General features: G+C 64.7%; 21 protein-coding genes. 14 read left to right on the plus strand and 7 right to left on the minus strand.

Annotation, left to right across the window (positions count from 1 at the left end; all coding sequences use genetic code 11):
- Positions 1-148: 148 nt before the first annotated feature.
- The 6 genes from M8312_RS08680 (at position 149) to scpC (ending at position 6,214) form a co-directional block, all read left to right on the plus strand.
- On the plus strand, positions 149-706 hold the full coding sequence (locus M8312_RS08680; RefSeq protein ID WP_250117316.1) for an NADPH-dependent FMN reductase: 558 nt from the start codon (positions 149-151) through the stop codon (positions 704-706).
- Positions 703-1,293, plus strand: coding sequence for a 3,4-dihydroxy-2-butanone-4-phosphate synthase (locus M8312_RS08685; protein ID WP_250117317.1), 591 nt, complete (start codon positions 703-705; stop codon positions 1,291-1,293). The genes M8312_RS08680 and M8312_RS08685 overlap by 4 nt, the downstream gene beginning before the upstream one ends.
- Before the next feature lie 37 nt (positions 1,294-1,330).
- The gene (locus tag M8312_RS08690) at positions 1,331-2,371 is read left to right on the plus strand and encodes a YeiH family protein (RefSeq protein ID WP_250117318.1); all 1,041 of its coding nucleotides are present in this window, start codon (positions 1,331-1,333) and stop codon (positions 2,369-2,371) included.
- Positions 2,372-2,529: 158 nt separating this feature from the next.
- Positions 2,530-3,522 carry a L,D-transpeptidase gene (locus tag M8312_RS08695; RefSeq protein WP_250117319.1) on the plus strand — a complete coding sequence of 331 codons (993 nt, stop codon included), beginning with the start codon at positions 2,530-2,532 and terminating at the stop codon, positions 3,520-3,522.
- A 77-nt stretch (positions 3,523-3,599) separates the two neighbouring features.
- Positions 3,600-4,622 (plus strand): alcohol dehydrogenase AdhP, encoded by a 1,023-nt coding sequence (adhP, locus tag M8312_RS08700; protein WP_250117320.1) that lies wholly within the window; start codon positions 3,600-3,602, stop codon positions 4,620-4,622.
- Positions 4,623-4,696: 74 nt separating this feature from the next.
- Positions 4,697-6,214, plus strand: a complete 1,518-nt coding sequence (gene scpC / locus M8312_RS08705) for a succinyl-CoA:acetate CoA-transferase ScpC (protein ID WP_502957401.1) — start codon at positions 4,697-4,699, stop codon at positions 6,212-6,214.
- 17 nt (positions 6,215-6,231) lie between these two features.
- Here scpC and M8312_RS08710 read toward each other — a convergent pair whose 3' ends face one another.
- The 7 genes from M8312_RS08710 to M8312_RS08740 all read right to left on the minus strand — a co-directional run bounded on the left by M8312_RS08710 (position 6,232) and on the right by M8312_RS08740 (position 12,967).
- On the minus strand, positions 6,232-6,912 hold the full coding sequence (locus M8312_RS08710) for an ABC transporter ATP-binding protein (RefSeq protein WP_250117321.1): 681 nt from the start codon (positions 6,910-6,912) through the stop codon (positions 6,232-6,234).
- The gene (locus tag M8312_RS08715; protein ID WP_250117322.1) at positions 6,909-8,162 is read right to left on the minus strand and encodes an ABC transporter permease; all 1,254 of its coding nucleotides are present in this window, start codon (positions 8,160-8,162) and stop codon (positions 6,909-6,911) included. The genes M8312_RS08710 and M8312_RS08715 overlap by 4 nt, the downstream gene beginning before the upstream one ends.
- Entirely contained in the window at positions 8,159-9,274 is a 1,116-nt protein-coding gene (locus M8312_RS08720; protein WP_250117323.1) for an efflux RND transporter periplasmic adaptor subunit, read from the minus strand. The genes M8312_RS08715 and M8312_RS08720 overlap by 4 nt, the downstream gene beginning before the upstream one ends.
- Before the next feature lie 317 nt (positions 9,275-9,591).
- Positions 9,592-10,077, minus strand: a complete 486-nt coding sequence (locus tag M8312_RS08725; RefSeq protein WP_502957455.1) for a very short patch repair endonuclease — start codon at positions 10,075-10,077, stop codon at positions 9,592-9,594.
- Entirely contained in the window at positions 10,028-10,777 is a 750-nt protein-coding gene (locus M8312_RS08730) for an MAE_28990/MAE_18760 family HEPN-like nuclease (RefSeq protein ID WP_250117325.1), read from the minus strand. The genes M8312_RS08725 and M8312_RS08730 overlap by 50 nt, the downstream gene beginning before the upstream one ends.
- Positions 10,774-11,847 carry a DUF262 domain-containing protein gene (locus M8312_RS08735; protein WP_250117326.1) on the minus strand — a complete coding sequence of 358 codons (1,074 nt, stop codon included), beginning with the start codon at positions 11,845-11,847 and terminating at the stop codon, positions 10,774-10,776. The genes M8312_RS08730 and M8312_RS08735 overlap by 4 nt, the downstream gene beginning before the upstream one ends.
- Before the next feature lie 19 nt (positions 11,848-11,866).
- Positions 11,867-12,967, minus strand: coding sequence for a DNA cytosine methyltransferase (locus M8312_RS08740; protein WP_250117327.1), 1,101 nt, complete (start codon positions 12,965-12,967; stop codon positions 11,867-11,869).
- A gap of 209 nt (positions 12,968-13,176) precedes the next feature.
- Between M8312_RS08740 and M8312_RS08745 the strand changes: the two genes are divergently transcribed.
- The 8 genes from M8312_RS08745 to M8312_RS08780 are packed head-to-tail and all read left to right on the plus strand — an operon-like array spanning position 13,177 to position 22,114.
- Entirely contained in the window at positions 13,177-14,448 is a 1,272-nt protein-coding gene (locus M8312_RS08745; RefSeq protein ID WP_250117328.1) for a sigma 54-interacting transcriptional regulator, read from the plus strand.
- Complete coding sequence (locus M8312_RS08750) at positions 14,445-14,900, plus strand: phospholipase D family protein (RefSeq protein ID WP_250117329.1); 456 nt, start codon at positions 14,445-14,447, stop codon at positions 14,898-14,900. The genes M8312_RS08745 and M8312_RS08750 overlap by 4 nt, the downstream gene beginning before the upstream one ends.
- Before the next feature lie 16 nt (positions 14,901-14,916).
- Positions 14,917-16,119 carry a hypothetical protein gene (locus tag M8312_RS08755; RefSeq protein ID WP_250117330.1) on the plus strand — a complete coding sequence of 401 codons (1,203 nt, stop codon included), beginning with the start codon at positions 14,917-14,919 and terminating at the stop codon, positions 16,117-16,119.
- Complete coding sequence (locus M8312_RS08760) at positions 16,119-17,504, plus strand: ATP-binding protein (protein ID WP_250117331.1); 1,386 nt, start codon at positions 16,119-16,121, stop codon at positions 17,502-17,504. The genes M8312_RS08755 and M8312_RS08760 overlap by 1 nt, the downstream gene beginning before the upstream one ends.
- Positions 17,501-18,919, plus strand: coding sequence for a hypothetical protein (locus tag M8312_RS08765; protein WP_250117332.1), 1,419 nt, complete (start codon positions 17,501-17,503; stop codon positions 18,917-18,919). The genes M8312_RS08760 and M8312_RS08765 overlap by 4 nt, the downstream gene beginning before the upstream one ends.
- A 44-nt stretch (positions 18,920-18,963) precedes the next feature.
- Complete coding sequence (locus tag M8312_RS08770) at positions 18,964-19,689, plus strand: hypothetical protein (RefSeq protein ID WP_250117333.1); 726 nt, start codon at positions 18,964-18,966, stop codon at positions 19,687-19,689.
- Positions 19,686-21,017 carry a BREX system ATP-binding domain-containing protein gene (locus M8312_RS08775; protein ID WP_250117334.1) on the plus strand — a complete coding sequence of 444 codons (1,332 nt, stop codon included), beginning with the start codon at positions 19,686-19,688 and terminating at the stop codon, positions 21,015-21,017. The genes M8312_RS08770 and M8312_RS08775 overlap by 4 nt, the downstream gene beginning before the upstream one ends.
- The gene (locus M8312_RS08780; RefSeq protein WP_250117335.1) at positions 21,014-22,114 is read left to right on the plus strand and encodes a BREX system ATP-binding domain-containing protein; all 1,101 of its coding nucleotides are present in this window, start codon (positions 21,014-21,016) and stop codon (positions 22,112-22,114) included. The genes M8312_RS08775 and M8312_RS08780 overlap by 4 nt, the downstream gene beginning before the upstream one ends.
- Positions 22,115-22,343: the final 229 nt, after the last annotated feature.

Below are 22,343 nucleotides of genomic sequence, written 5' to 3' on the forward strand. Positions count from 1 at the left end.
GCCTAAGCACGATCGTGGTATGACACCGTAAGACAGACGGGTCGAGTGAGTAGTGGGCATTCGCGCCAACAGCCTCGAAGTGGCGGTCCTGAGCGACTAACCTGGCTGGCGTCGAACGGCTTCACGCCTGTGTGAGGGAGCACGCCGAATGAGCCGCCGCATTGTCGCCATCGGTGGAACGATCAAGCCTGGCAGCAGCACGGAGCGGGCGCTCGCCATCAGCGCCGCCGCCGCTGCCGACGAAGGCGCGGAGGTGATCACGTTCGATGGCGCCTACATGGCCGGACTGCCGCATTATCGCGCTCCCGACTGGACGGAACAGCACGGCCGGGAGCTGATCGAGGCAGTACGCGCCGCAGACGGGGTCATCCTAGCCAGCCCAGGTTATCACGGCACCATATCGGGCATGGTCAAGAACGCGATCGACTATCTGGAAGAGCTTGCCCAAGATCGCCGGCCATACCTCGACGGTCGCCCGGTGGGCTTGATCGTTACCGCATTCGGGCATCAGGCGGCGAACAGCGGAATGACAACCCTGCGCACCATTGCGCACGCACTGCGCGGCTGGCCGACACCCTTCGGCGCCGCGATCAAGACCGGACCCGGAAGCTTCCACGAAAATGGGACCTGCCTCGATCCCAGCATTCAAGGCCAGCTCGAACTGGTCGGACGCCAGGTCGCACAGGCCGCGGAGCGCTTCGCATGAGCGAACTTGCATCTCATCTGGCCTCTGGCGGACTGGTGATCCTGGCCGGCGACGCGTTTCGCGGCGGCGACCTAGATCTGGCCGCTGCGGCTAGCCGGATCACTCCCGACACCATCGCCTTCATGGCCCGCCACGCTCGTGGGCTCATCTGCCTTGGCCTGAGCGCACGGCGCGCAGCCGAACTCGGCATCGAGCTTCAACAAAGAGAGCAGCATGGCAGCAGCGGGCGACCGTTCGGTCAGTCCATCGAGGCTAGTGAAGGTGTCTCCACCGGGATCAGTGCTGCCGATCGGGCCCGGACGATCAGCGTCGCGGTCGATCCCAGCAAAGGGCCTGCTGACCTGGTTTCACCTGGGCACATCTTTCCGCTGATCGCAGACCCAGGCGGACCGACCAAACGGCTGTCCACTCTCGAAGCTGGGCTGGCCATCGTCGAAGCCGCAGGGCTGGGCGATGGGGTGGTCCTCTGCGCCGTGCTGAGAGAGGATGGAAGCATGGCCCGCTTGAACGAGGTGACCGAGTGGGCCGCCGTCCAGTCCATCCCCATCGTCGACATCGGCACCTGGGTGGCGGAGCATAAGCAGTGATGGGTTCACCAAGAAAGCAATTTCTGGCTGCCCCCCAGTGAGCAGGAGCGCTCTGGTCAAGCCGGCCAGCGGTTCAGCATGGTCGCTCCTGCCAGGCCTGCTTCTGTGCGTGGCGGTTGGTGTCGCCGCAGCATTGCTGGGGCTTCTCGAAGCGAGGCTGTTCGGCCGCGCCTGGCTTGAACCACTGGTAATCGCCATCCTGCTCGGGATGTTACTCGCGAATAGCTGGGGCGTGCCGCGGAGCCTGCAGCCAGGCATACGGTTCGGCGCCAAGACGGTACTCGACATTGCCGTCGCACTGCTCGGGGCGACGCTCAGCATCGCTGCACTCGAAACCCTTGGAGCAGTAGCGGTTCTGATGATCGCCGCGATGGTCTTCGTGGCGCTTGCCGGCGGATTCTTGCTTGGCCGGATGTTCGGCCTCAATCGCCGGCTCGCCATGCTGATCTCGGCTGGAAACGCGATCTGCGGGAACAGCGCCATCGCTGCGGTCGCCCCGATCATCGGTGCCGACGAGGAGGAAATCGCCGCCGCCATCTCGCTCACGGCGCTGCTCGGCGTCGTCACGGTACTCCTTCTGCCAATCGCTGTTTACGTCTTTTCCCTGCCATTGCCCCGCTACGCACTGTTGAGCGGACTTACCGTCTATGCCGTGCCGCAGGTGATCGCCGCGGCCGCGCCATTCGGGACCGCCACGGTCACCCTGGCGACATTCGTGAAGCTTGCCCGGGTGTTGATGCTCGGGCCGCTTACTCTCCTCTTGTCCTTGCTCGCTCCCCACTTCGCTGACCCGGAGAAAGCACAATCGTACAAGGCACGGCCGCGCCTGTTCCTGCCTTGGTTCATCCTCGCTTTCCTTGCTTTGGCCGTGTGCCGCTGGACCGGCCTCATTGGGCCGGCGCTGGCGCAGCCTCTGGGGCTCGCGTCCAACTGGCTGGCGGTCGTGGCCATGGCGGGGCTGGGCTTCGGCGTTCGCCTGAAGAGCCTGAGTGAGGTCGGCCCGCGCGTGGCCGGTGCGACGATTCTCGTCAACGCCATGATGGCCTGCCTCGCACTGGGCATGCTTGCGCTGCTGTAAGCCGCGCTTCGAATCCAGACGGCAGATGGTCCCCGCTCCGTAGATTTGCGGATGGTTGGCCACAGCGATGATCAGCAAGGATCACCTAGCCTTCCGGGAAGCGGTCCTCCCCAGCCCCGCTCCGGAAGGCTCCGTCTACGAATTACTGGTATTGCGCCATGTTGCGAGTGCTTGCCGCCACGATCCTGCTGCTGAACGCGACGGCATTCGCGGCCCCCTCGCAGAGGGTGCACCCCACGATGGGCTCGATCGCCGACGCAGTGGCGGGACTGCACCCGGGCGAGTTTGTCTGGGAGCCGCAGGCAGCGCCGCAAGGGCCGCTGCTGCTGGTTGTCAGCCTGCCCACTCAGCGCGCGGTCCTCTTCCGCAACGGCGTGCCGATTGCAGCCTCCACGATCTCCAGCGGTCGCGAGGGTCGCGAAACGCCGACAGGCGTGTTCACCATATTGGAGAAGCAGGTGGAGCATCGCTCTTCCACCTATGACAACGCGCCCATGCCCTTCATGCAGCGGCTCACCTGGCGCGGAGTCGCACTGCATGCGGGTAACCTGCCGGGCTATCCGGCTTCTCACGGCTGCATTCGCCTGCCCAAGGAGTTCGCCAAGCTGCTGTACGGGACAACTCGGCTGGGCATGACGGTGGTCGTGACAAGTCGCGCTGCAATTCCGCGGGTGGCGCCGACGCCCGCACTTGCGCTCGCTGGAGGAGACCATGAGATCGCGTCAACTTCGGTCACCTGGACTCCCGAGCGGTCACCTACGGGACCGGTGTCGATCGTGGTCAGTACGCGTGACGGCCGCGCTGTGGTGCTGCGCGATGGAATCGAGATCGGATCGGCTCCGGTGACGATGGATGCACCGGTTGCTGGGAGCTGGGTTTACCTGCTGCGCAGCGTCGACTCGGCCGGACAGCATTGGATCCGCCTGGGCCTTGGGGAAGACGAACCGAGCAGTGAAGTCGAGCGCGCGGAATGGGCACGGTTCCGTGCTCCCGACGAGTTTCGCCGGGCTGTTGCCGGGATCGTCGCCCCTGGCACCTCCATCGTGGTCACGGCTGACAGCCTGCGGGCGGGCGCAACTGGTTCCGCTCTCACGGTGCTGGACGATGGGGCGGCGCCGGACGGGTCGCTGAAGGACAAGAAACACCAGTAAGGGCAAAACCTTATCGCAACCTACTGCGACATTGCCGCACACCCCGACCCGACAGTTCAACAGGAACGGAGATAGTCATGCCAAGCACGATGAAGGCTGCCGTCGTCCATGCCTTTGGCGAGCCGCTACGGATCGAGCAGGTCGCCATTCCTCAGCCCGGCCCAGGCGAAGTCCTGGTCAAGGTCGTAGCGAGCGGGGTCTGCCATACGGATCTTCATGCCGCCCGAGGCGACTGGCCCGTCAAGCCGTCGCTCCCCTTCATTCCCGGTCATGAAGGCGTTGGTGTCGTCGCTGCCGTAGGCGCCGGCGTGACTTGGGTAAAGGAGGGCGACGCAGTCGGCGTGCCCTGGCTCCACGATGCCTGCGGGCGTTGCACCTATTGCACCACCGGTTGGGAGACACTGTGCGAGGCACAGCACAACACCGGCTATGGCGTGAACGGCGGCTTTGCCGAATATGTGTTGGCGAAGGCCGACTACGTCGGGCACCTGCCGGCCAACGTCGACTTCGATGCGATCGCGCCGATCCTGTGTGCCGGCGTGACGACCTACAAGGGGCTGAAGGAAACCGAAGCCCGTGCAGGCGAGTGGGTAGCCATCTCGGGCATCGGCGGGCTGGGCCATGTCGCCGTGCAATATGCCAAGTCCATGGGCTTTCATGTCGCAGCGCTCGACGTGGACGAAACCAAGCTGGCGCTTGCCCGCCGCCTGGGCGCGGACGTCGCCGTCAACTGCAGCCATACGGGCGCGGTCGAGCGGCTAATCGAAGAGACCGGGGGTATGCACGGGGTGCTCGTCACCGCCGTATCGACGGCGGCGTTCGGCCAGGCGCTCGGGATCGTTCGCCGCCGTGGCACGGTGGCGCTTGTCGGTCTTCCGCCCGGCGACTTCCCGACGCCAATCTTCCCTGTGGTGCTGAAGCGGATCACCGTGCGCGGGTCGATCGTCGGCACGCGCCAGGACCTCGCCGAGGCAATCGCCTTTGCGGTGGAGGGCAAGGTGAAGGCGAACGTCACGGTCGAACCGCTCGAAGCCGTAAACGACGTTTTCGCGCGAATGGCGGCCGGCCAGATCGAGGGCCGGGTCGTGCTCCGCCCGTAATAGCCTTGGTCCAAAAGACGAGGCAGCCACTGCGCTTTCTAGTCGTTCAACGTCATACCTTCTGAGACTGGAGCATGGCTCTGCCTGATCGCCGTATCGCCCATCCGGACTTCCGCTCTCGCGTGATGAGCGCAGACGAGGCGGCCGCGTTCATCAACTCGGGTGAGACGGTCGGAATGAGCGGCTTCACGGGTTCCGGCTACCCGAAGGCCGTGCCGTTGGCGCTGGCTGCACGGATAGAGGCGGAGCATGCCGCGGGGCGCCCGTTCCGCATCCGCGTATGGACGGGCGCTTCCACCGGACCCGAACTCGACGGGGCGCTCGCCAAGGCGCACGGGATCGAGTTCCGCCTGCCGTACAACAGCGATCCGATCGCCCGCGAGCAGATCAACCGCGGCGAGATGGACTATTTCGACATGCACCTGAGCCAAGTCGCTCCGATGGCGTGGCAGGGGTTCTTCAGGCCGCTGGACGTCGCGGTGGTGGAGGTGACCGGGATCCGGCCTGATGGTGCGCTGATCCCCTCATCCTCGATCGGCAACAACAAGACTTGGCTGGATCGCGCGAGCAAGGTCATCCTGGAGGTCAACCGCTGGCAGAACCCGGCCCTCGAAGGCATGCACGATATCTACTACGGCACCGCCCTTCCGCCAGATCGGGTGCCTATTCCACTGATCCGTCCCGACCAGCGCATTGGTGAGCCCTGCCTGCGCTGTGATCCGGCGAAGGTTGTGGCCGTCGTCGAGACGGACTCACCCGATCGCAACTTGCCGTTCACCCCATCCGACGCGAACGCCCGCGCCATTGCGGACCATCTCCTCGAGTTCTTTCGTCACGAAGTGGCAAAGGGACGGTTGCCTCCCGCCCTGCTGCCGATCCAGTCGGGTGTCGGCAACATCGCCAATGCGGTGCTGACCGGCCTGGTCGACGCGCCGTTCGAAACGATGACCGCTTACACCGAGGTCATCCAGGATGGCATGCTGGCGCTGCTGGAGGCTGGGAAGCTGCGGGTGGCCTCGGCGACCGCCTTCTCTCTCAGCCCCGAAGCAGCAGCGGACATGAACAGCCGCATGGACTTTTTTCGCGACCGAATCATCCTTCGGCCGCAGGAGATCAGCAATCATCCGGAGCTGATCCGCCGCCTCGGCTGCATCGCCATGAACGGCATGATCGAGGCTGACATCTACGGCAACGTCAATTCCACCCATGTCATGGGCTCACGGATCCAGAACGGGATCGGCGGCTCGGGTGATTTTGCGCGCAACGCCTTCGTATCGATCTTCATGTCGCCATCGACAGCCAAGGGCGGCAAGATTTCCACGATCGTCCCCCACGCCTCGCACGTCGATCACATCACTCAGGACGTCCAGGTCGTGGTCACCGAACAGGGTCTGGCCGATCTGCGCGGTCTCAGCCCGAAGCAACGGGCCGAGACGATCATCGCCAATTGCGCGCATCCCGACTTCCGCCCCGCGCTGCAGGACTATTTTGCCCGGGCGCGGGCAAACTCCTACGGACAGCAGACCCCAACACTGCTGGACGAAGCGCTGTCCTGGCACCAGCGCTTCATCAACACGGGATCAATGAGATAACGCTGGCGAGGACGCGTTCAGTCGACGGATGCGATCCGGCCGTCGAGCATGGCGACCCGAACATCCGACTGAGCCGCAATGTTGAGATCGTGCGTCACGCAAACGACGGAGCGTCCTTCGTCGTGAGCGAGTGACCTCATGATCTCGAGGACCCGGTCGGAATTCTTGCTGTCGAGGTTGCCGGTTGGCTCATCAGCCAGGATGAGCTTGGGACTGTTCGCCAGCGCGCGTGCAATGGCCACCCGCTGACGCTCGCCACCCGAGAGCTTCTCGGGCGTGGAGTCCTCCCGTCCCGCCAGGTCCATTGAGGCGAGCAGCGCATGCGCGCGCTCCTCTGCTTCCGCGGCGTCCAGCTTTCCTAGCCGCAACATGGGCAGAAGCACATTCTGCAACGCCGTGAACTCCGGCAACAGGAAGTGGAACTGGAATACAAAGCCGAAGCTCGCGAGGCGCAGCGCCGCTCGCTCGTCTCCATCGAGTGGATCCACGTCCATGCCGTCCACCAGCAACGATCCGCTGGTCGGCCGGTCCAACATCCCAAGCAGGTAAAGGAGCGACGATTTCCCGCACCCAGACGGGCCGATGATGGTAGTGAACCGCCCGGCCTGAACCGGCAGGGTCACATCGGCAACCAGCGTCACCGGCGGCGGCCCCGGCAACTCGCGCCCAAGCCCGCGTGCCTCCAGCACCGAACTCATGCCGCTCCCCGGAGGATGTCGACGGGGTCGACAAGCGCGGCTTTGCGCGCCGGCAGCCAGGCGGCCACAATACCGGCGAGCAGCGATGCGACCGCGGCGATCAGATATTGTCGCACGCCTCGATCCAGCGGCAGGTGCTGGTTCTCGCCGGCAACCGGGAAAGGCAGGGAGCCGAGCACCGTCATGAGCACGTAGCCGAGCAACCATCCCGCAACGATGCCAATGCAGGCGACGATCAGGCCTTCCGCCACGAAAACCACTTCGAGATCGGATTGCGAGAAGCCGATGGCGCGCAGGATGGCGATATCGCGGCGCTTGTCGGCAACGCTGTTCGACACGGAAGTGTAAATGCCGAAACTGGCGACAAGGAGGATGGCCGAGACCACCGTGTACATGATGACGTTGCGGGTCACGAGTACCGAAAGGATGTCGGACGACCGCTCCTGCCAGCTCTGCGCCTTGTAGCCGAACTGCTCTTCGATCCGCTGTGCCACGAGTTGAGCACTGTCCGGATCGGCGAGTTTGATCCCAATGCGATTGATGACGAAAGGCCGTTCAAGAAGCGACTGAGCTTCGCGCAAAAGGACATAGCCCGACGTGTCGGAAAGACCCTGCTGGCCGCGCTTGAACAGGCCGACGATCTTCAGCGACCGGATCTTCCCCGTTGCAGAGGTGGCGGCGACCACGTCACCCATGGCGACGCCAAGCCTTGCGGCCAGTTCCTCACCGATGATCAGCCCGCCCTGCGTGGTCTCCAGATCGCGCAGTCGGCCACTGCGAAGATTGTTCTCGATGGTGCTGACCCGTGCCTCGATCTCCGGGTCGATGCCGACGACGCCCAGGGCCTCCTGGTGGCCACCCAGCCTGAGGGTAACGCCACCACTGAGTGCCGGTGAGGCAACCGCCCCGGGAAACGTCTGGGCCACGGCAAGCACTGCGGGCCAGTTCCTGATGCCGCGCGCTTCGGAACGGGTCTTGTAATGGCGCAGCTCGACCGCGTCGTTCCCAAACTGGACAATTCCCGGCTGTGGCGGGGGGCTGCGGATTTCATCGGTGATGATGATGTGTGGCGCGGCGTTGATCAGCCGCCGGACGAAATCCACCTGGCTGCCGACCATCAGCGCCGAAACTGCCAGGAAAAAGCCGACCCCGACCGCCACCCCGAGCACGGCGATCGCCGTCTGCCGCCGCCGCTTGGCAAGGTGCTTCACCGATATATTCAGGAGCAGTGCTCCACGACCGAGGGTCATTTGCGAACCGTGACCCGCGCGCCGTCCTTGAGATCGCTGCCTGGCAGATCGATCAGCACCGCGTCGGCCGGCAGCCCGACGACCGCACTGCTCTTCTGCCCGCGAATTCCCAGCGTGACTGGGCGTCGCCGCGCGCGGCCATCTACGATCGTCCAGACCGCATCGCCGGCAATGGCTGAATTGGGGACCAGCAGTGCGCTCCGGTCCTCACTGGTGACGATGTTCACCTCCAGGCTCATTCCGAGCGGCAACGCGGGCCCGCCCTCCAGGCGGAGGCGCGCGCGAAAGGCTCGTTGGGTAGGGTCGCCCGTCGGCGTGAGTTCAGCGACGCGGGCACGGAGGACGCGCCCCGGCCAGGCATCGGAGGACACCAGCGCCGGCTGCCCAGCGCGGATTCGGGGGACGTCCCGCTCGTCCACAGTGGCCGTAATCCGGCTGCGGTTGGGGTCTCCGAGCAGCATCAGGGTGCGGGACGGGAGGGCAAGCTCTCCCGGCTCGATGTCCCGCTTGATCACGGTGCCGTCGATCGCCGAGCGCACAACACTCTGGTCGATCTTCGCCGCGGCGAGCCGCTCGGCCGCGCGAGCAGCCTCCGCATTCGCCACGGCCGTGTCGCGGGCAGCGGCGGTGACCCAGCCTTGCCTGAACAGGGTCAGGGTGCGCCGCTCCGTCAGGGACGCGCCGATGCTCAGTGCGTGCGCTTGCGCATAAGCGCTGCGCAAGTCGCTGTCGTCCAGCCGTACCAGCGGTTGCCCTTTCCGCACGGCGTCGCCCTCGTCCACCAGCACGGCTGCGACTGGGGCGGTGAGGCGAGAGGCGATGGCGACCGGCTGCACTGGCTCAACGAAGCCGGTGGCATAGACGAGCTCGGTCGCGGCGCCACGGTACGGTCGGATCACAGCGACCTGAACCGGCTGGGATAGCCAGAATGCCGCCGCCGCGATTGCCAGAATGAGGATCGCTCCGACTATCAGCCATCCGTTGTGGCGGCGCTTGCGGGTGCGAGTTGGCGACGGCGCAGCCTGAACCGCCACCGGTTTGCCAGTGACAGCTTCCTTGAGCCGCGCAGGGGCTTCACTTCGAGATCGCTCGGGCGACAGTGCACTAGACACCTTCGGCTCCTTTTCCACGCCGAAAGGACTAGGGAAGAAGCGAACACCGGGACATGCGGGAATCTACGCAACTGCGCGTGGGTCAGCACTGCGATTGCTGGACGCATGCGGGCAGAGGAGAGTGGTGCCCCATAGATGACAAAGTTGGGCACTCAGATCATTGGACAGTTTCCATTCGTCGCGGGTAGAAAGCGACATCGTTTCTGCTCAACGTCGAAAAATTTGGCCGACAGGGGTGGCCGGCTTCTCGCTTAGGGCAAATTCAGACGCAGCGCCGGTCTTCGATCTGCTTTCGACCGCACCGGCGAGGGCCGCACTTACCCAACCGGCAGCCGAGCTTCCTTCGGGATCGACGAGGCCAGCCAGTCGCGCAGATTTTTCTCTAAGGCGACTGTATCGCGTGTTTCGCATTCCCAGATCGTCAGCACGTCCCAGCCGGCCTGCCTTAACTCCACCTCCTTCCGGCGGTCGCGCTCGACGTTCCGATCGAATTTCTCGCGCCAGAATTCTCGTCGGGTCTTCGGGGTCGTAGCCTTCGGACACCCCGGATGACGATGCCAGAAGCAGCCGTGGACGAAGATGGCCTTACGAGCGCCGGGAAGGACGATATCGGGAGTTCCCGGCAGGTCGCGCCGATGGAGCCTGAAGCGATTGCCCATCGCATGCAGCAATCGGCGCACGACCATCTCCGGAAGGGTATCACGAGGACCCACCCTGGCCATGAGTGCCGAGCGAGCGGGAGCGACCGGCGGATCAGCCGGCGGCTGCTCGTTGGGGACGTTTTTCGGGGATGAGATAGCGATGCTCCTCGACGTATCGATCGAACGCACCGATCACCTCGCGCAGGTAGGCGGCGACGCGGTGGGCGAGCAAACTCAGTTCCGCGGCGCTGTCGTCCTGGCCACAATCCACGAACGACAACCGGCCATGGGCGAGAGCGTTCCGCAGGTCGAGGACTAGGGCCAGCGAGCCGAGTTCGTTGCGTACCACACGTTTCACCTCCCGCTCGACGCCGCGGCTGATGCGCAACTCGAAGCCGATCCGCGTGGCGATCTTCCTGATGGCCCGGTCGTCCCAGTTCCCACCGCCGCCCCTCTTGAGGTCGAACTCGGCGACCGGAAGGGCTGCGACGAGATGATCGCACAGGCCGATCGCGTCCTCCAATCTCTTGTCCGGCCCGGAGGGAAGATTGGTCCCGGCCATGTAACGGACCCACTCGCGTCTCAACTCGGCCGTCAGGTCGCCCGGCCCCCAGCGCGCCTCGTGCATGGCCGCCTTGCTCACCGCGTCCAGACAGTTGGTGATCGTCGCCTCGACGAGATTGTAGAGCTGAAGGTAGACTCCCGAATTGAGTATCCTCTGCTGCGGTACCGTGATGGTGGGACCGTCCTCGCCGAGCCGTGGCACGCCCGAGCGGACCAGGGTCTCGATACCGTCGATCAACTCCAGGTAGGCGACGATCTCGCCGAACCGTTCCTCGAAACGATCCGTCAGGTCGCTCATGCGGCGGCGAGGAGGGCGGCTCGGACGAATTCGATCCGGCCCTGCAGCTTCGCACGGGTATTCGCGGCGTCGGAGGTCGTGGTCTCGGCGAACTCTTCGCTGGCGAGCCAGCCGGCCGTGTCCGGCACCTGGTCGAAGATCGCCGGATTGTCTCGCATCGCCAGATGGCTGCCGATCGCGATCGCCTCGTAGCGGACGCGGGGCGTACTGTTGGGGTTGGTCGGTTTGCGGAAGCCGAGCGGGAAGGCCCGCTGGACGAAGTCCAGCATGCGCTCGAAACGGAGGCGATACGCAGCGACGAGGTTCGGATCCGCCTGCATCCGCTCGTTCATCCGCCCCGTATATTCGAACAGGAATTGAGCCGGCCGTTCGCGGTAGCCCTCAAGGCCGTCGCTATAGGCGAAGAACCTTGTCACCAACTCCTCGCGGATCCGCTCGCGTTCCGATTTGCCCGAGACGGGCGCGAGTTTCGCGAACAACGCCGATCGCGACAGCTCCAGGACCAGATCAAGGAACGGGCCGCGAAGCGCGCCACGACGCACTTCGGCGGTGTTGGCGACCTTGCTGCCCGTGTTGATGCGCTCGAACATATCGAAGCGAGCCTGATCGTCCGCATGCTCGTTGAGGACGATTCCGCGGATGGAGCGATTCTTGATCTTGCGTTGGCGGGACGTCGACAGATCGGCGAAACGCGTTCCCTGCAGCGAGGGAAGCTCGTCGAGCTCGCCGAGTTCCAGTCCGCCGACGATGTATTCGTGCAGAGTGCGCAGCCGCTGCGATCCGTCGACGATCTCGAGCCGCCCGTTCTCCATTTCCCAGAAGAAGAGGAAGGGGACCGGAAGACCCATGATGAGCGATTCGATGAAGCGCGACTTGCGCTTGGGCTCCCAGGTGAATTCCCGCTGATAGGCCGGGATGACGAATTCTCCCCGGTCCATCTTCGCGGCCAGGAGTTCGACCGAATATTCGGTCATGTAGAATTCGATCCGCCGCGAGCGATCGACGATCTCTGCCTCCGCCGCGGCCAATTGTTCGCTCGAGACGAGATGGAGGCGGGGCTGTCTGGCCATCGGTGAACCTTCGACCCGCTCAGCGCAGATCAAGTTGGCCTTCGGGCGCGAGGTCGCCTTTTCGCACGGCTTCGATGTGCGAAAGGATGGACCGGCCGATCGCCTCGCCCAGTTTCGGCGGGACGGCGTTGCCGATGAGCGTTCCGAGGCGCTCGAAGCTCACCGGCTTGTCGTCGGGAATGAAACTGTATTCCGTCGGGAACGACTGGATGATGGCGGCTTCGCGCAGGCTGATCGCGCGATCCTGTTCCGGATGACCGAAGCGGCCGTTGCCGAACCCGTAGCATTGCGTCGTCATCGTCGGGGCCGGCTTGTCCCATTCCATCCGGCCGTAGACGGAGGGGTAGGTCTTGCCGCTGCGCTTCCGGTGGCACGGTGCGCGAAGCTCCTCGGGCCAGTCACGCCAGGTACCGCCGGGCCGCGAGGCCCGGATCCGTTCGAGGTTGGTCGCGGCGAGACCGGCGCTGGCATGGAGCCGGTCGTCGGGCGAAGCCTGGCCCGCGTCGATCTTCGGCAGTGCGCCGATCGCATCCTTGACGGTCAGTCTGAGCGCGGTGTCCGACCCGCGCAGTTCGATCGGACCTAGGAGGGAGGCGAGCAGGACCAGCCGGCGGCGACTCTGCGGTATCTGATATTCCTCGCACGCCACCTCGCACCAGGAAACCCGGTAGCCGGCGCCCCGGAGCGCAGCGATGAATTCCGCCCAGACCTCTTGCTTGGCGAGACCCGGCACGTTCTCCATCGTGACGATCTCGGGCTTCAGTTCCAACGACAGACGCTGGAAGTGCTTGAGCAACTCCCAACGGCCATCCACCGACTTCCGGCTCTGGGAATAGGTTGAGAAGGGCTGACAGGGCGCGCAACCGGCGAGCACGCGCACGTCGGCATCGCCGAACCAGGTCTCGAGGTCGGCCGCGGTCAGATCCTCGACCCCGCGGCATTCGAACGTCGCGCCTGTATTCGCTTCCAGCGGATGCTTGCAGCTCGGGTCGAGGTCGACACCGGCCTTCACCGTGAGCCCGGCCGACGCGAGACCGTAGGCCAAGCCCCCGGCCCCGCAGAACAGATCGATCACCGCGGTGCTGAATTCGCCCGCCTCTACGTCAAGAGTTCCGCTCACGCCCATGCGCGGACGATAAACGACCCGGAGTCGGGTTGCCTAGATGAAAACGACCGCCACGGCGAATGGCCTTTTCGATCGGCGAATGCCATGCAGGCGTGGCGATCGCCATGCGACGGAACCGAGTCGGGCAGTTCGAGGTGGCGGATTTCCGTCATTCTTCGATTTGGCACGGATCCTGCTGATGGGGAGGCACATCGGAGAACGCCATGCCGAACGAAGTCGACAAGTCTATGAGTCTCGCCGAGCCGCCGGCCACGGCCGCGATGCGTCGGTTCCTGCAGCGGATCATGCCAGGTTCCTCCCGTGCCACGCTCGATCTGCGCCAACGCCTCTTGTCCTTCGCACTTAACCCGGCGTCGCGGACGCTGTTGATCCAAGGACCCACCGGCGCCGGGAAGTCGACGGTGGCGCGGGCCGTGGCGGCTTTGGTGCGGGTCGCGATGCTGACCGCCGAGGATGCCGAGCGGATCCTCGGCGATCTCAAGATTGAGGGTGGCAATCTCGTCTCCGCCCGATCGCTGATCGACTGGTATGTCGAGCTGCCGTTGACCGGGCTCGTCGAATCGATCGCCGACGTCCAATTGTTCGGCAGCGTCGAGAAGGCGTTCACCGGAGCCGGCGACACGGCCGGCATCTTCGAACGCGCCTCCGGCGGACGCGGCGACCGCGCGCCGGTCGCGGCGCAGCTGACCGGCGGCGTCGTCTTCCTCGACGAGGTCGGAGACGTGCCCCCCGCCCTGCAGGCCAAGCTGCTGGCGGTCCTGTCGGGTGGACGGGTCTATCGCGTCGGCGCGGAAGGCGATCCCGAGCGAGCCGTGGAATTCGACGGTACGGTGATCTCGGCCACCTGGAAGTCGCTCGATCCGCCGGGGTTCCGACCGGACCTCCTCGCCCGCATCGCCGGGATGACCGTGACGCTGCCCGGCCTCAGCGAACGCATGGAGGACATCCGCGAGATCATCGTGACCGTGGCGGACGGCGTGATGGACGACGTCCGTCGCCGGGTGGAGGACGCCAGCCGCATTGAGCCGGATCGGGTCGACCGGGACTATTGGTCGCGCTGGAGCGGGGCGCTCGAGACCATCGACGAGCGCACCACCGCCAAGCTCTCGGAAGTGGATTGGGCGCGCCATGGACACATGCGCGGTCTGACCGGCGCGATCCGCGAGATCGTCGTCTTCCGGGAGGACGTCGCCACCGTCGTCGAGCGCCTTCCAACGATCGGCGAGGTCCGGCCGGCCGGCGACGGCCTCGACCTGTTCGATCGACTGATCCGCCGCGCACCCGATGGGCGCGGCGTCGCCTCCCATCTGCGAGCGCTCGCCCTCGAAGATCAGCGCAGCCTGCGTTCTCTCCTGGAGGATCCGGGTCGCCGTCGCCGCCTGGCCGCCTCGCTCGGCATCACCGAGAAGCGCGTCCGCACGCAGGTGCTGGAGCTGGGTCGGGACCGCAGCCGGGCGTCGGGAGATGCGGCATGATCGACATCTCCACCGGCCGCGACGTGGAACGTCTGCTCGAGCGCGCGATCGCGAGGCCGGACCGCTTGACCGACGTCGCGCTGTGCGCCCCCTTCATCGACGAGCCGATGATGGAACGGATCGCGCGTCTCGCCGTCGCGACCCGTCGCGCAGCCTGCGGCTTCCGCATTGTCACGTCGAGCGCGGCGGCCGTGGCGCTCCTGGCGCGTCTTCCGGAACCCACGGCCTTCTGGCGCAAGGTCGTGGTCGCCAACGATCGCGTCCACGCCAAGGTCTACGTGGTGACGCCGCGCGGTCGCGGTCTCGCGCGGGCGATCGTCACGAGCGCCAATCTCACGCGGCGCGGGGTGGCAGGAAATTTCGAACTTGGGGTCTCTGCCACGTCGGCGACCCCGCAAGGGTGCCACGTCGTTCGCGCGGCGCGGGAATTCATCGGGCGGGTCGCCGCCTAAGCAAGGAGTGATTTCGATGATGACGAAGACCATGGACGGTTGGTTCTTCCTGCGGCCCGGATTCTCCTCGTTCCAGATCCGCCCCGAGACCCAGCCCGGTCTCCTGTTCGGCACGCGCGAACAGAAGAAGCGCGACTATCTGATCGGCGAGATCGAAGGCGCCTGTTACGGTCGGGCGGGGTACAAGGCGGTGGTCTTCGGCGACTACGGTCGTGGCAAGACGCACCTCAGCATGAACCTCAAGTTCAAGTCCGCGCACGAGGGGCTCGGCGTCGTGCCGATCTATCTCAAGTGCTCGGCCTATACCGCCAAGGAACCCTTCTCGACCCTGTTCGGGCAGTTCCTGCGCGAACTCAATCTGAACGACGTCCGGCGCGTGACGATCGAATACTTCAAGTTGGTCGCCGACGGGAAGGCACGGCCGATCCGCGAGATCGTCCATCTCGAGGACGTCGCACTGGCGATCGAGAACGGGCTGCAACTCCCGAACGACAACGTTGTGCGCGACACCATGCGCTGGCTCGGAGGCGAGAAGGTGAACATGACCCTCGTCGCCGCTCAGCTCAAGGATCGGCTGACCGACAGCCGCGAGTTCGGCGCGGTGATGCGCGGGCTGACCCATATGTATCGCGAAGTCGACGGCAAGGTCCTGTTGTACTTCCTCGACGAGGCCGAGCGGCTGGAGAACATCACCCACATCGACACCTTCGCCGCCTGGACGGCGGCGTTCCGGGAACTGACCGAGGTCGAAGGCCTCGGGCTCATCATGTTCATCGGCGCGCTGACCCGCAACGCGCTGCCGACCATCCTGCTGTCGGAGGAGATCATCCGCCGCGTCGGCGTCGCGAACTACGTCGAATTCCAGAACCCCGGGCGGGACGATATCCGCGATTTCCTTATCGAGCTTCTGGAGACCCTCGTTCGGAAGGGGCCAGTTCCCGAGATCCATCGACCGGCGATGTCCGCCGAAGCGCTCGGGGAGGATGTTCCCGAGGGCCTGGCGGAAGCGACGGGAGGCGATGTCGAGCGTCTGCGCTACTATCCGTTCGAGCCGGATGCGTTCGAGGATTTCGTGGAGCAGATCGCCGCGGGCGACCTTACGGGCAAGCCAAGCGAGGCGCTCATCCGCCTGACCAAGGCGGCGACCACCGCCATGCGCAAGGACAGGAAGACGATCGACGCCAAGATCGTCGACGACATCGGTCAGGAAGGCTTCTGATGAAGCGCTTCGACATTGAGCCCCGCATTTCGGGGAAGGTCCACCTCGGGAGCGACAAGCGGGATTCGCTGATCCTCGCCGGGCGCCTGGCCGAGCGCGGCAACCTCGAGAATCTGTTCTTCGACGCGTCGGACAACTTCGTCGTCCTCGAAGTTGGCAAACGCGGCTCGGGCAAGTCCTACGGCATGGGATCGCTGCTCGAGTGTTTCGCGACGCAGCCGGGCTCGAAGATCGGCGTGCACGCCGATCCGCGAGCGGTCGTCCTGCTCGACCCGCTGGATATCCATTGGACCGCCATCTACCCGCTGACGCCGGACGGCCCCGACGCCATGCGCAGACAGCACGCCGTCTTCCACAAGTGGGGCGACGGTCTCGAGCTGGAGCCGATCGACGTCCGAGTGTTCATGCCCGCCGGGCATCGCTGGGAGACCGACCCTGCGGAGTTCCAGGACTTCCGCCTGCCCGTCTCCTCCCTTGATGCCGGCGACTGGTCGCTCCTCCTACGAACGGACCTGATGACCGAGACGCGAGGGCGATTGATCGACGAAGCCTATCGCAAGGTGACCGAGCTCGGCTGGACCGACGACGACGGTGCCGAGCGCGCACCGATGCCCGATTACGGCATCGACGATCTCATCGAGTGCATCGACCGCGATCCGGACATCGTTGCCTTCTATGCCTCGGAGACCCGGCGCAGCGTCGTCCAGCCGCTCCGCAGCTTCGCGAGAATGCCGCTGTTCGAATCCTCGTCCGGCACGCCGCTCACCGAACTGGCGCGGGTCGGAAGCCTGTCGATCCTCTGCCTCGCGCGGTTGACCGACGATCTTCGGACGGTGCTCACCACCGTGATCGTCCGCAAGCTTAAGGCCGACCGGATGCATGCCAGCCAGTTGCGCCGGCGGCTCGCGCTCAAGACGGACGATCCGGCGATGACCGCGCAGCTGACCGAGGAATTGGAGAAGCACGTCCCGCGCACGATCCTCGCGATCGACGAAGCTCAGATCCTGATGCCCGCTCGCGGCGGGAGCACGGCCCGCCAAGCGCTGGATTCGTTCGTGCTCGAAGGCCGGAACTTTGGGCTGTCCCTGTGGCTCGCCACGCAGCGGCCGAAAGGCGCGGTCTCCGAGAAGGCGGCCAGCCAGATCGATACGTTCATCGTCCATCGCCTCAGCGTCGCCGACGACATCGCCGCGGTGTGCGGATTGCTTCAGAACGCGCGTCCCGCCAAGGTGCGGCTCTCCAATCGAGAACTCGAACTGCCCGATCTCATTCGCAGTCTCGACGTCGGGCAGGCGATCTTCTCTAGCGCGGTCAGCGACGTTCAACGGTTCGTGGTCGCCGACGTCCGGCCGCGTAACGTCGCCCATGGAGGAGAGGCGTTTTGAGCACCTCACTGCCGTGGACGAAGTTCCAAGACTTCTACCTTCGGCTTGGCTTCCTGAAGGTGCTGGTCGCCGTGCTCGGCACGGAACGTCGCAGCGTACCGACGGAAACCATCTTGCGGCGGTTGCGGCGTCCCTTGTTCGAGGATGCGATCGCACATCGCTCTCTTGCGGAGCGGGTCGGCGAACGCTTGTCTTGGTACGAGAGGGAATGGTGGCGTGAGCCGGTCGTCGGCAAGAAGACGCCAACCGTCGCGGAAGCCTTGGTCGTCGACGCGGACCTGCCGTCCTTGTTGTTCGCGATCACCGCCCCGACGACATACAAGATCGTTGATTGGGCTCGCAACGTGGGTCTGCTGGGCCGCGGCAATCAGATCACCGAACGCGGCCTCACGTTGCGCGCCTTGTTCGCGGACACCGGCGTCGACACCTTCCTCGGCGGCGATCCCGAAGCCTGGAATCCCTTCGCGCTCACAACGGTCGAGCGGATCTTCTTTCTCTATCATGTGATCGAGATCGACAGCGTCACGCTGGCGCTTATCGATGCCATCGGCGCGTGTCCCGAGAGCAGGGACATCGAGACCATAGATGCGGCGAAGATGCTCGCGGCCGCGCTGTCGTCCGTTCTCTCCGGGGCAGAGGACGTTATCCGGCCACCCGAGATTCCAGCCTACCGAACGGCGCTGGAGTTGACGGCCACCATCTTCGAGGAACTGGGTATGCCGCCGCCCGGCGGCGTCACGGACGCTCGCCGGCGTGCGCCGAAGCCCATGAACCCGGCAGCGAGGCGAAAGGCGCTTCTTGCTGGAGCCTCGGGAAGTGAAGCCCGTCGAACGCACAAGAATGCGGACCACCAGACGATCCCTCGTTTCGAGCAATTAGTCGACCTCGGTTTCCTGACGAAGGAACGGTGCAGCGGCGATCTCCAAGCGCGCCGGAAATGGCGCTGGCATCCGACGTCCATTGCGCTGCGCTGGACGTCGGCGCGTGAACGCCTCGCTGATCGCACGGCACCCTTCCTGTGGGACGGTTTCGCGGAAGTATCTTGTCATGCCTATGGCGGCATTGAGAGCCCGGAGCGTCGGATCGATACGGCCACGATCGCGACCTATCTCGCCCGTGGCTACCGTGCCGTCAGGCGGTCAGTCGGGCACACACCGTTCGACAGCGCCGCGCTGATGGCAATGGCATTCGGAGTGGAGGACGGTCTGGCGATCGAGATGGTTGATTTCCACCGTATGATGTTGGTGATCAAGATCCGAGGCCTACTTCAGGGAGAGGTCTTCTTCGCCTCCGGAAATACGCTCGATAAGATGTTCGTATCGCTTCGGGAGGATTTCGCGGAACGCGTCGTCGCCGTTCTCCCGGAGCGCGTCGATTGGGAGAAGGAAGCTTTCGTCAGGGATGGTGCAGCATGAAGAAGGAAGGATCTGACGACTTGAGGGTGACCCTCTCGACGCGATTGCGTGCCGTGGCGGTGCTTCACGTGTTGCTCGAGAAGAGAGCGTCGCCCGGACGGCTCCTCAATGCGGCGCGGGATGCCTTGTCAGCACTCGACGGCGACGTAATCGCAGTGCTGCGAGGAGCGATCGCCGAGCTGGATGACGACGTTGCGCGCAGGATATCGGAGTTGGAGACGGATATTGGCGATCTGGCGCGGGCGAACGGTTGGCGTTTGGAAGGGATCTGGCCGGTATTCCAGGTCGAGCGCGGCATCGAACTCCGGGTCGACGCCGCGAAGCGAATCATCCGCGTGGCCGGCGAGCCTTTCGATGCGACCGATAGCGACGCGATCACGGATGCCCTGCGGAAGGCGATCCGCGACCTCGTCCCGAAGGGCTTCTCGGCCCCCGATATGCTGGAACAGCTGCGAAGGTCTCACGGCGAGTTGCGACCCGAAGGCGGTCAGGTTCCGATCTTCGAGCTATACGGGCGCTTCGTCATCGACGTTCAGGCGCGGCGCTTTTGGAAGGATGCGCGCGCCGATCGCTTCGTTGGCCTCTCGATTGATCAATTTCGCGCTCGACTGTCACGGATGTTGGAGGATGGCGCCACCGTCGCATCGGACGGAAGCGAGCTGCGCCTTCTGCCACCGCTTGATCCGAAGGACGCTTTGTTCGTGCACCAACCCGGCGAGGGGCGCTTCGGCTATGTGGGCCGCATCGATTTTGTCGCGGCGCGCAGATGAACCGCTCCGATAAAGTTGCGCCGGCGCTCGCACGGGCGATCGTCCGAAGCCTGAGTCGCGGGACGACGATCTCAACCGGCGTTCGGCACGTCCATGTCGGACACGCCGATTGGCTGGCTGCCCAGCGGGAACTGCTAGAAGAGATCGCCGAAGACGGCCATTCGGACACTAAATTTGTTCGCGGTGCCTATGGTGCAGGGAAGAGCCACTTCCTGGGTGTCGTTCAGGATGAGGCACGGGAGAAGGGCTGGGCGACCGCTCATCTCGAATGCAGTGCTGACCATGTCGAGATCGACCGCTTCGAAACGCTCTATCCCGCACTCGTCGCCAAGCTAGTGATGCCCGAAGCTTCTTCGGCCGACGGCGACCTGGATCCCGCTCGGCACCTGCTCGAACGATGGTCGGACGCTTTACGACGCGCAGCCGGTATCCGCGAAGATGGAATCACACGACCCTTCGACGCGGACGCGCGGATATTCAGACGGCTCGGCGAGACCCTCCACCGGTCGAACCTCCCTGCCGACTTCGTCACGGCGCTGACCGCATTCGCTCGCGCCCGGAACGAGGATGATGTCGAAACGATGGTCGCCGTCGTGAGATGGCTTCGTGCCGACGGCGACCGCACGTCCGTCCCGCGTCGATACATGAGCAAGCAGACCGCTATCGGGGGAGGCCAAGCGGGCGTTGTGACGCTTTCATCAATTGGCAAGGGCAACGCGACGGAAGCGATGCGGGGCCTCCTGTGGCTCATCCGCGCCGCCGGCTTCGCGGGGCTCGTCCTTTGCATCGATGAGATTGAGGAGTTGGCCAAACTTCGGACGCGCAAGCGCCAGGATCAATCATTGCAGGCGCTTCGCGAGTATGTTGATCATGCCGGCGGTCAGGGCGGCTTCAGGCATCTCTGCATGTATCTGGCTGCAACGCCCGAGATGTTCGAGAGCCCCGATTACTTTCCCCGCTACGATGCTTTGGCGACGCGGATTCAGCCGGTGTCTGATCGCTTGAACTGGCGGGGCACGGTCATCGATCTGGATCGAACGCCATTGGACGAACAGGAGATGCTCGCAATGGCGCGGCGGATCGCCGCCGTCCATCGCGTCGCATATCCCGCAACGGTCGACGGCGCGTTGGCCGACGAGTATTTTGACGAACTCATTGCCGGGGTGGTCGCCTCGCGCGTTCGGATCGCGAAACCACGCCTTCTGGCTCGAATCGTCGTGGACGAACTGGAGCGGGCGAGGCAGGAGGGGCCAGCCTTTCGAACGCACGAAACCTCGACTTTGGTTTCCAATGCGGCCGCGAGCATTCTCCGCGAGATCGACGCGTGACCGCCTCCGCTCGTGCGGCGATCCGCGTCTTGCGCGCCGGCTGTGTCCCGGACTCCGATATCCAGCATCTGACGGTGGGTGCGGCCGACCTAATCACCGTTGCGCAGAACTCGTTGGGGTCGCTGGCGAAACAGGTCCCACCCCCGCCGCTTTTCATCATGGGCGAATGGGGCTCGGGCAAGACGCACTCGATCCGCCTCCTTCGCACATTGGCTCTGGAGGCCGGCTTCGCGACGATGGAGGCCGTGCTGAATGCAAGGACCTGCCCTCTGAACTACCCGCAGCGCATTCTGCCCGTCATGGCGCGCGATGTCGCATTGGGCGAGGACCGAGGCCTCCGTTCGGTCGTCGGCGCCCTACTGCGCGACGATCTCAAGGCGGGAGTCGCCTTGGCGGTGGCCGGTGAGAAGTCACAGGCGGACATCTCTCAAGCAGCAAGCACGTTGCGATGGCTCGCCAACCGAGGCGAGACGGCATTGGTCGGCACCAGCGCCGCCTGGCGAGTACTCATGGGCAGCGACATCGCGCATTCCGATTATGGGTACCGTCGCGCGAAGGCGATGTGCAGAATTCACTGGACAACGGCTTTCGTCCGAGCGGCGGGCGCCAGGGGAACGGTGCTTCTGTTCGACGAGCTCGAAACGATCGACCAGCTCTGGAACCGCCGTTCGCGCGCTACCGCATATGAGGTGCTCGGTGGGTTCCTCGAAGCGCCGGACACATGGTGCGTGTTCGGAATCACGGAACGCTTCCTTCGCATCGTGCGAGAAGACGTCCGCTCCGATCTCTTCTGGAACGCCAGCTCCCGAGGTCGCCGTTTTCTGACGCTCTGGCGTGACGGCGAGGCAGAGCTGATCGCTCCGCCTGAGGTCGGCGAAGAGGAAGCAGCGGAACTCGCTGCTTCAGTCGAGACGATGTACCGCAAGGCCTATGCGGATACCGATGACTGCGCGGCCGAAGTACGGGAGGCGCTAGTCGATTGGTCCCGCAACGCCTCCCGCAATCCGCGTCGACTGGTCCGCGCGATCGTCAATACGTGCGACCGCGCGCGGGCCCTCTCCAAGACTCTGGATTCCGCCGTTTCTGCCGCGGCTTAGATGCCCGAACGCTCGCTTCATATCTGACCGGGTTCGGCCGGAACGTTTTCTAGCCAGCGACCCGTTTGCTCAACCCAGATCAAAGCTGGCTCACGCTTTCAAGCTCAAGGCTGGTTGCGTTGCGTTGCGTTGCGTTGCGTTGCGTTGCGTTGCGAACTCTTGATGTGAACTGCCGATAACGTGCGTCAACCCCGCGCTACAAAGATCGTGCCGGCGCTCAATGGGACAG

It is taken from the genome of Sphingomonas sp. KRR8, assembly GCF_023559245.1.
Taxonomy (GTDB): domain Bacteria; phylum Pseudomonadota; class Alphaproteobacteria; order Sphingomonadales; family Sphingomonadaceae; genus Sphingomicrobium.

Coding starts and splice junctions, on each gene's coding strand:
- M8312_RS08680 (WP_250117316.1), top strand. CDS start 149: ATGAGCCGCCGCATTGTCGCCATCGGTGGAACGATCAAGCCTGGCAGC.
- M8312_RS08685 (WP_250117317.1), top strand. CDS start 703: ATGAGCGAACTTGCATCTCATCTGGCCTCTGGCGGACTGGTGATCCTG.
- M8312_RS08695 (WP_250117319.1), top strand. CDS start 2,530: ATGTTGCGAGTGCTTGCCGCCACGATCCTGCTGCTGAACGCGACGGCA.
- adhP (WP_250117320.1), top strand. CDS start 3,600: ATGCCAAGCACGATGAAGGCTGCCGTCGTCCATGCCTTTGGCGAGCCG.
- scpC (WP_502957401.1), top strand. CDS start 4,697: ATGGCTCTGCCTGATCGCCGTATCGCCCATCCGGACTTCCGCTCTCGC.
- M8312_RS08710 (WP_250117321.1), bottom strand. CDS start 6,912: ATGAGTTCGGTGCTGGAGGCACGCGGGCTTGGGCGCGAGTTGCCGGGG.
- M8312_RS08715 (WP_250117322.1), bottom strand. CDS start 8,162: ATGACCCTCGGTCGTGGAGCACTGCTCCTGAATATATCGGTGAAGCAC.
- M8312_RS08730 (WP_250117325.1), bottom strand. CDS start 10,777: ATGAGCGACCTGACGGATCGTTTCGAGGAACGGTTCGGCGAGATCGTC.
- M8312_RS08735 (WP_250117326.1), bottom strand. CDS start 11,847: ATGGCCAGACAGCCCCGCCTCCATCTCGTCTCGAGCGAACAATTGGCC.
- M8312_RS08745 (WP_250117328.1), top strand. CDS start 13,177: ATGCCGAACGAAGTCGACAAGTCTATGAGTCTCGCCGAGCCGCCGGCC.
- M8312_RS08750 (WP_250117329.1), top strand. CDS start 14,445: ATGATCGACATCTCCACCGGCCGCGACGTGGAACGTCTGCTCGAGCGC.
- M8312_RS08755 (WP_250117330.1), top strand. CDS start 14,917: ATGATGACGAAGACCATGGACGGTTGGTTCTTCCTGCGGCCCGGATTC.
- M8312_RS08760 (WP_250117331.1), top strand. CDS start 16,119: ATGAAGCGCTTCGACATTGAGCCCCGCATTTCGGGGAAGGTCCACCTC.
- M8312_RS08775 (WP_250117334.1), top strand. CDS start 19,686: ATGAACCGCTCCGATAAAGTTGCGCCGGCGCTCGCACGGGCGATCGTC.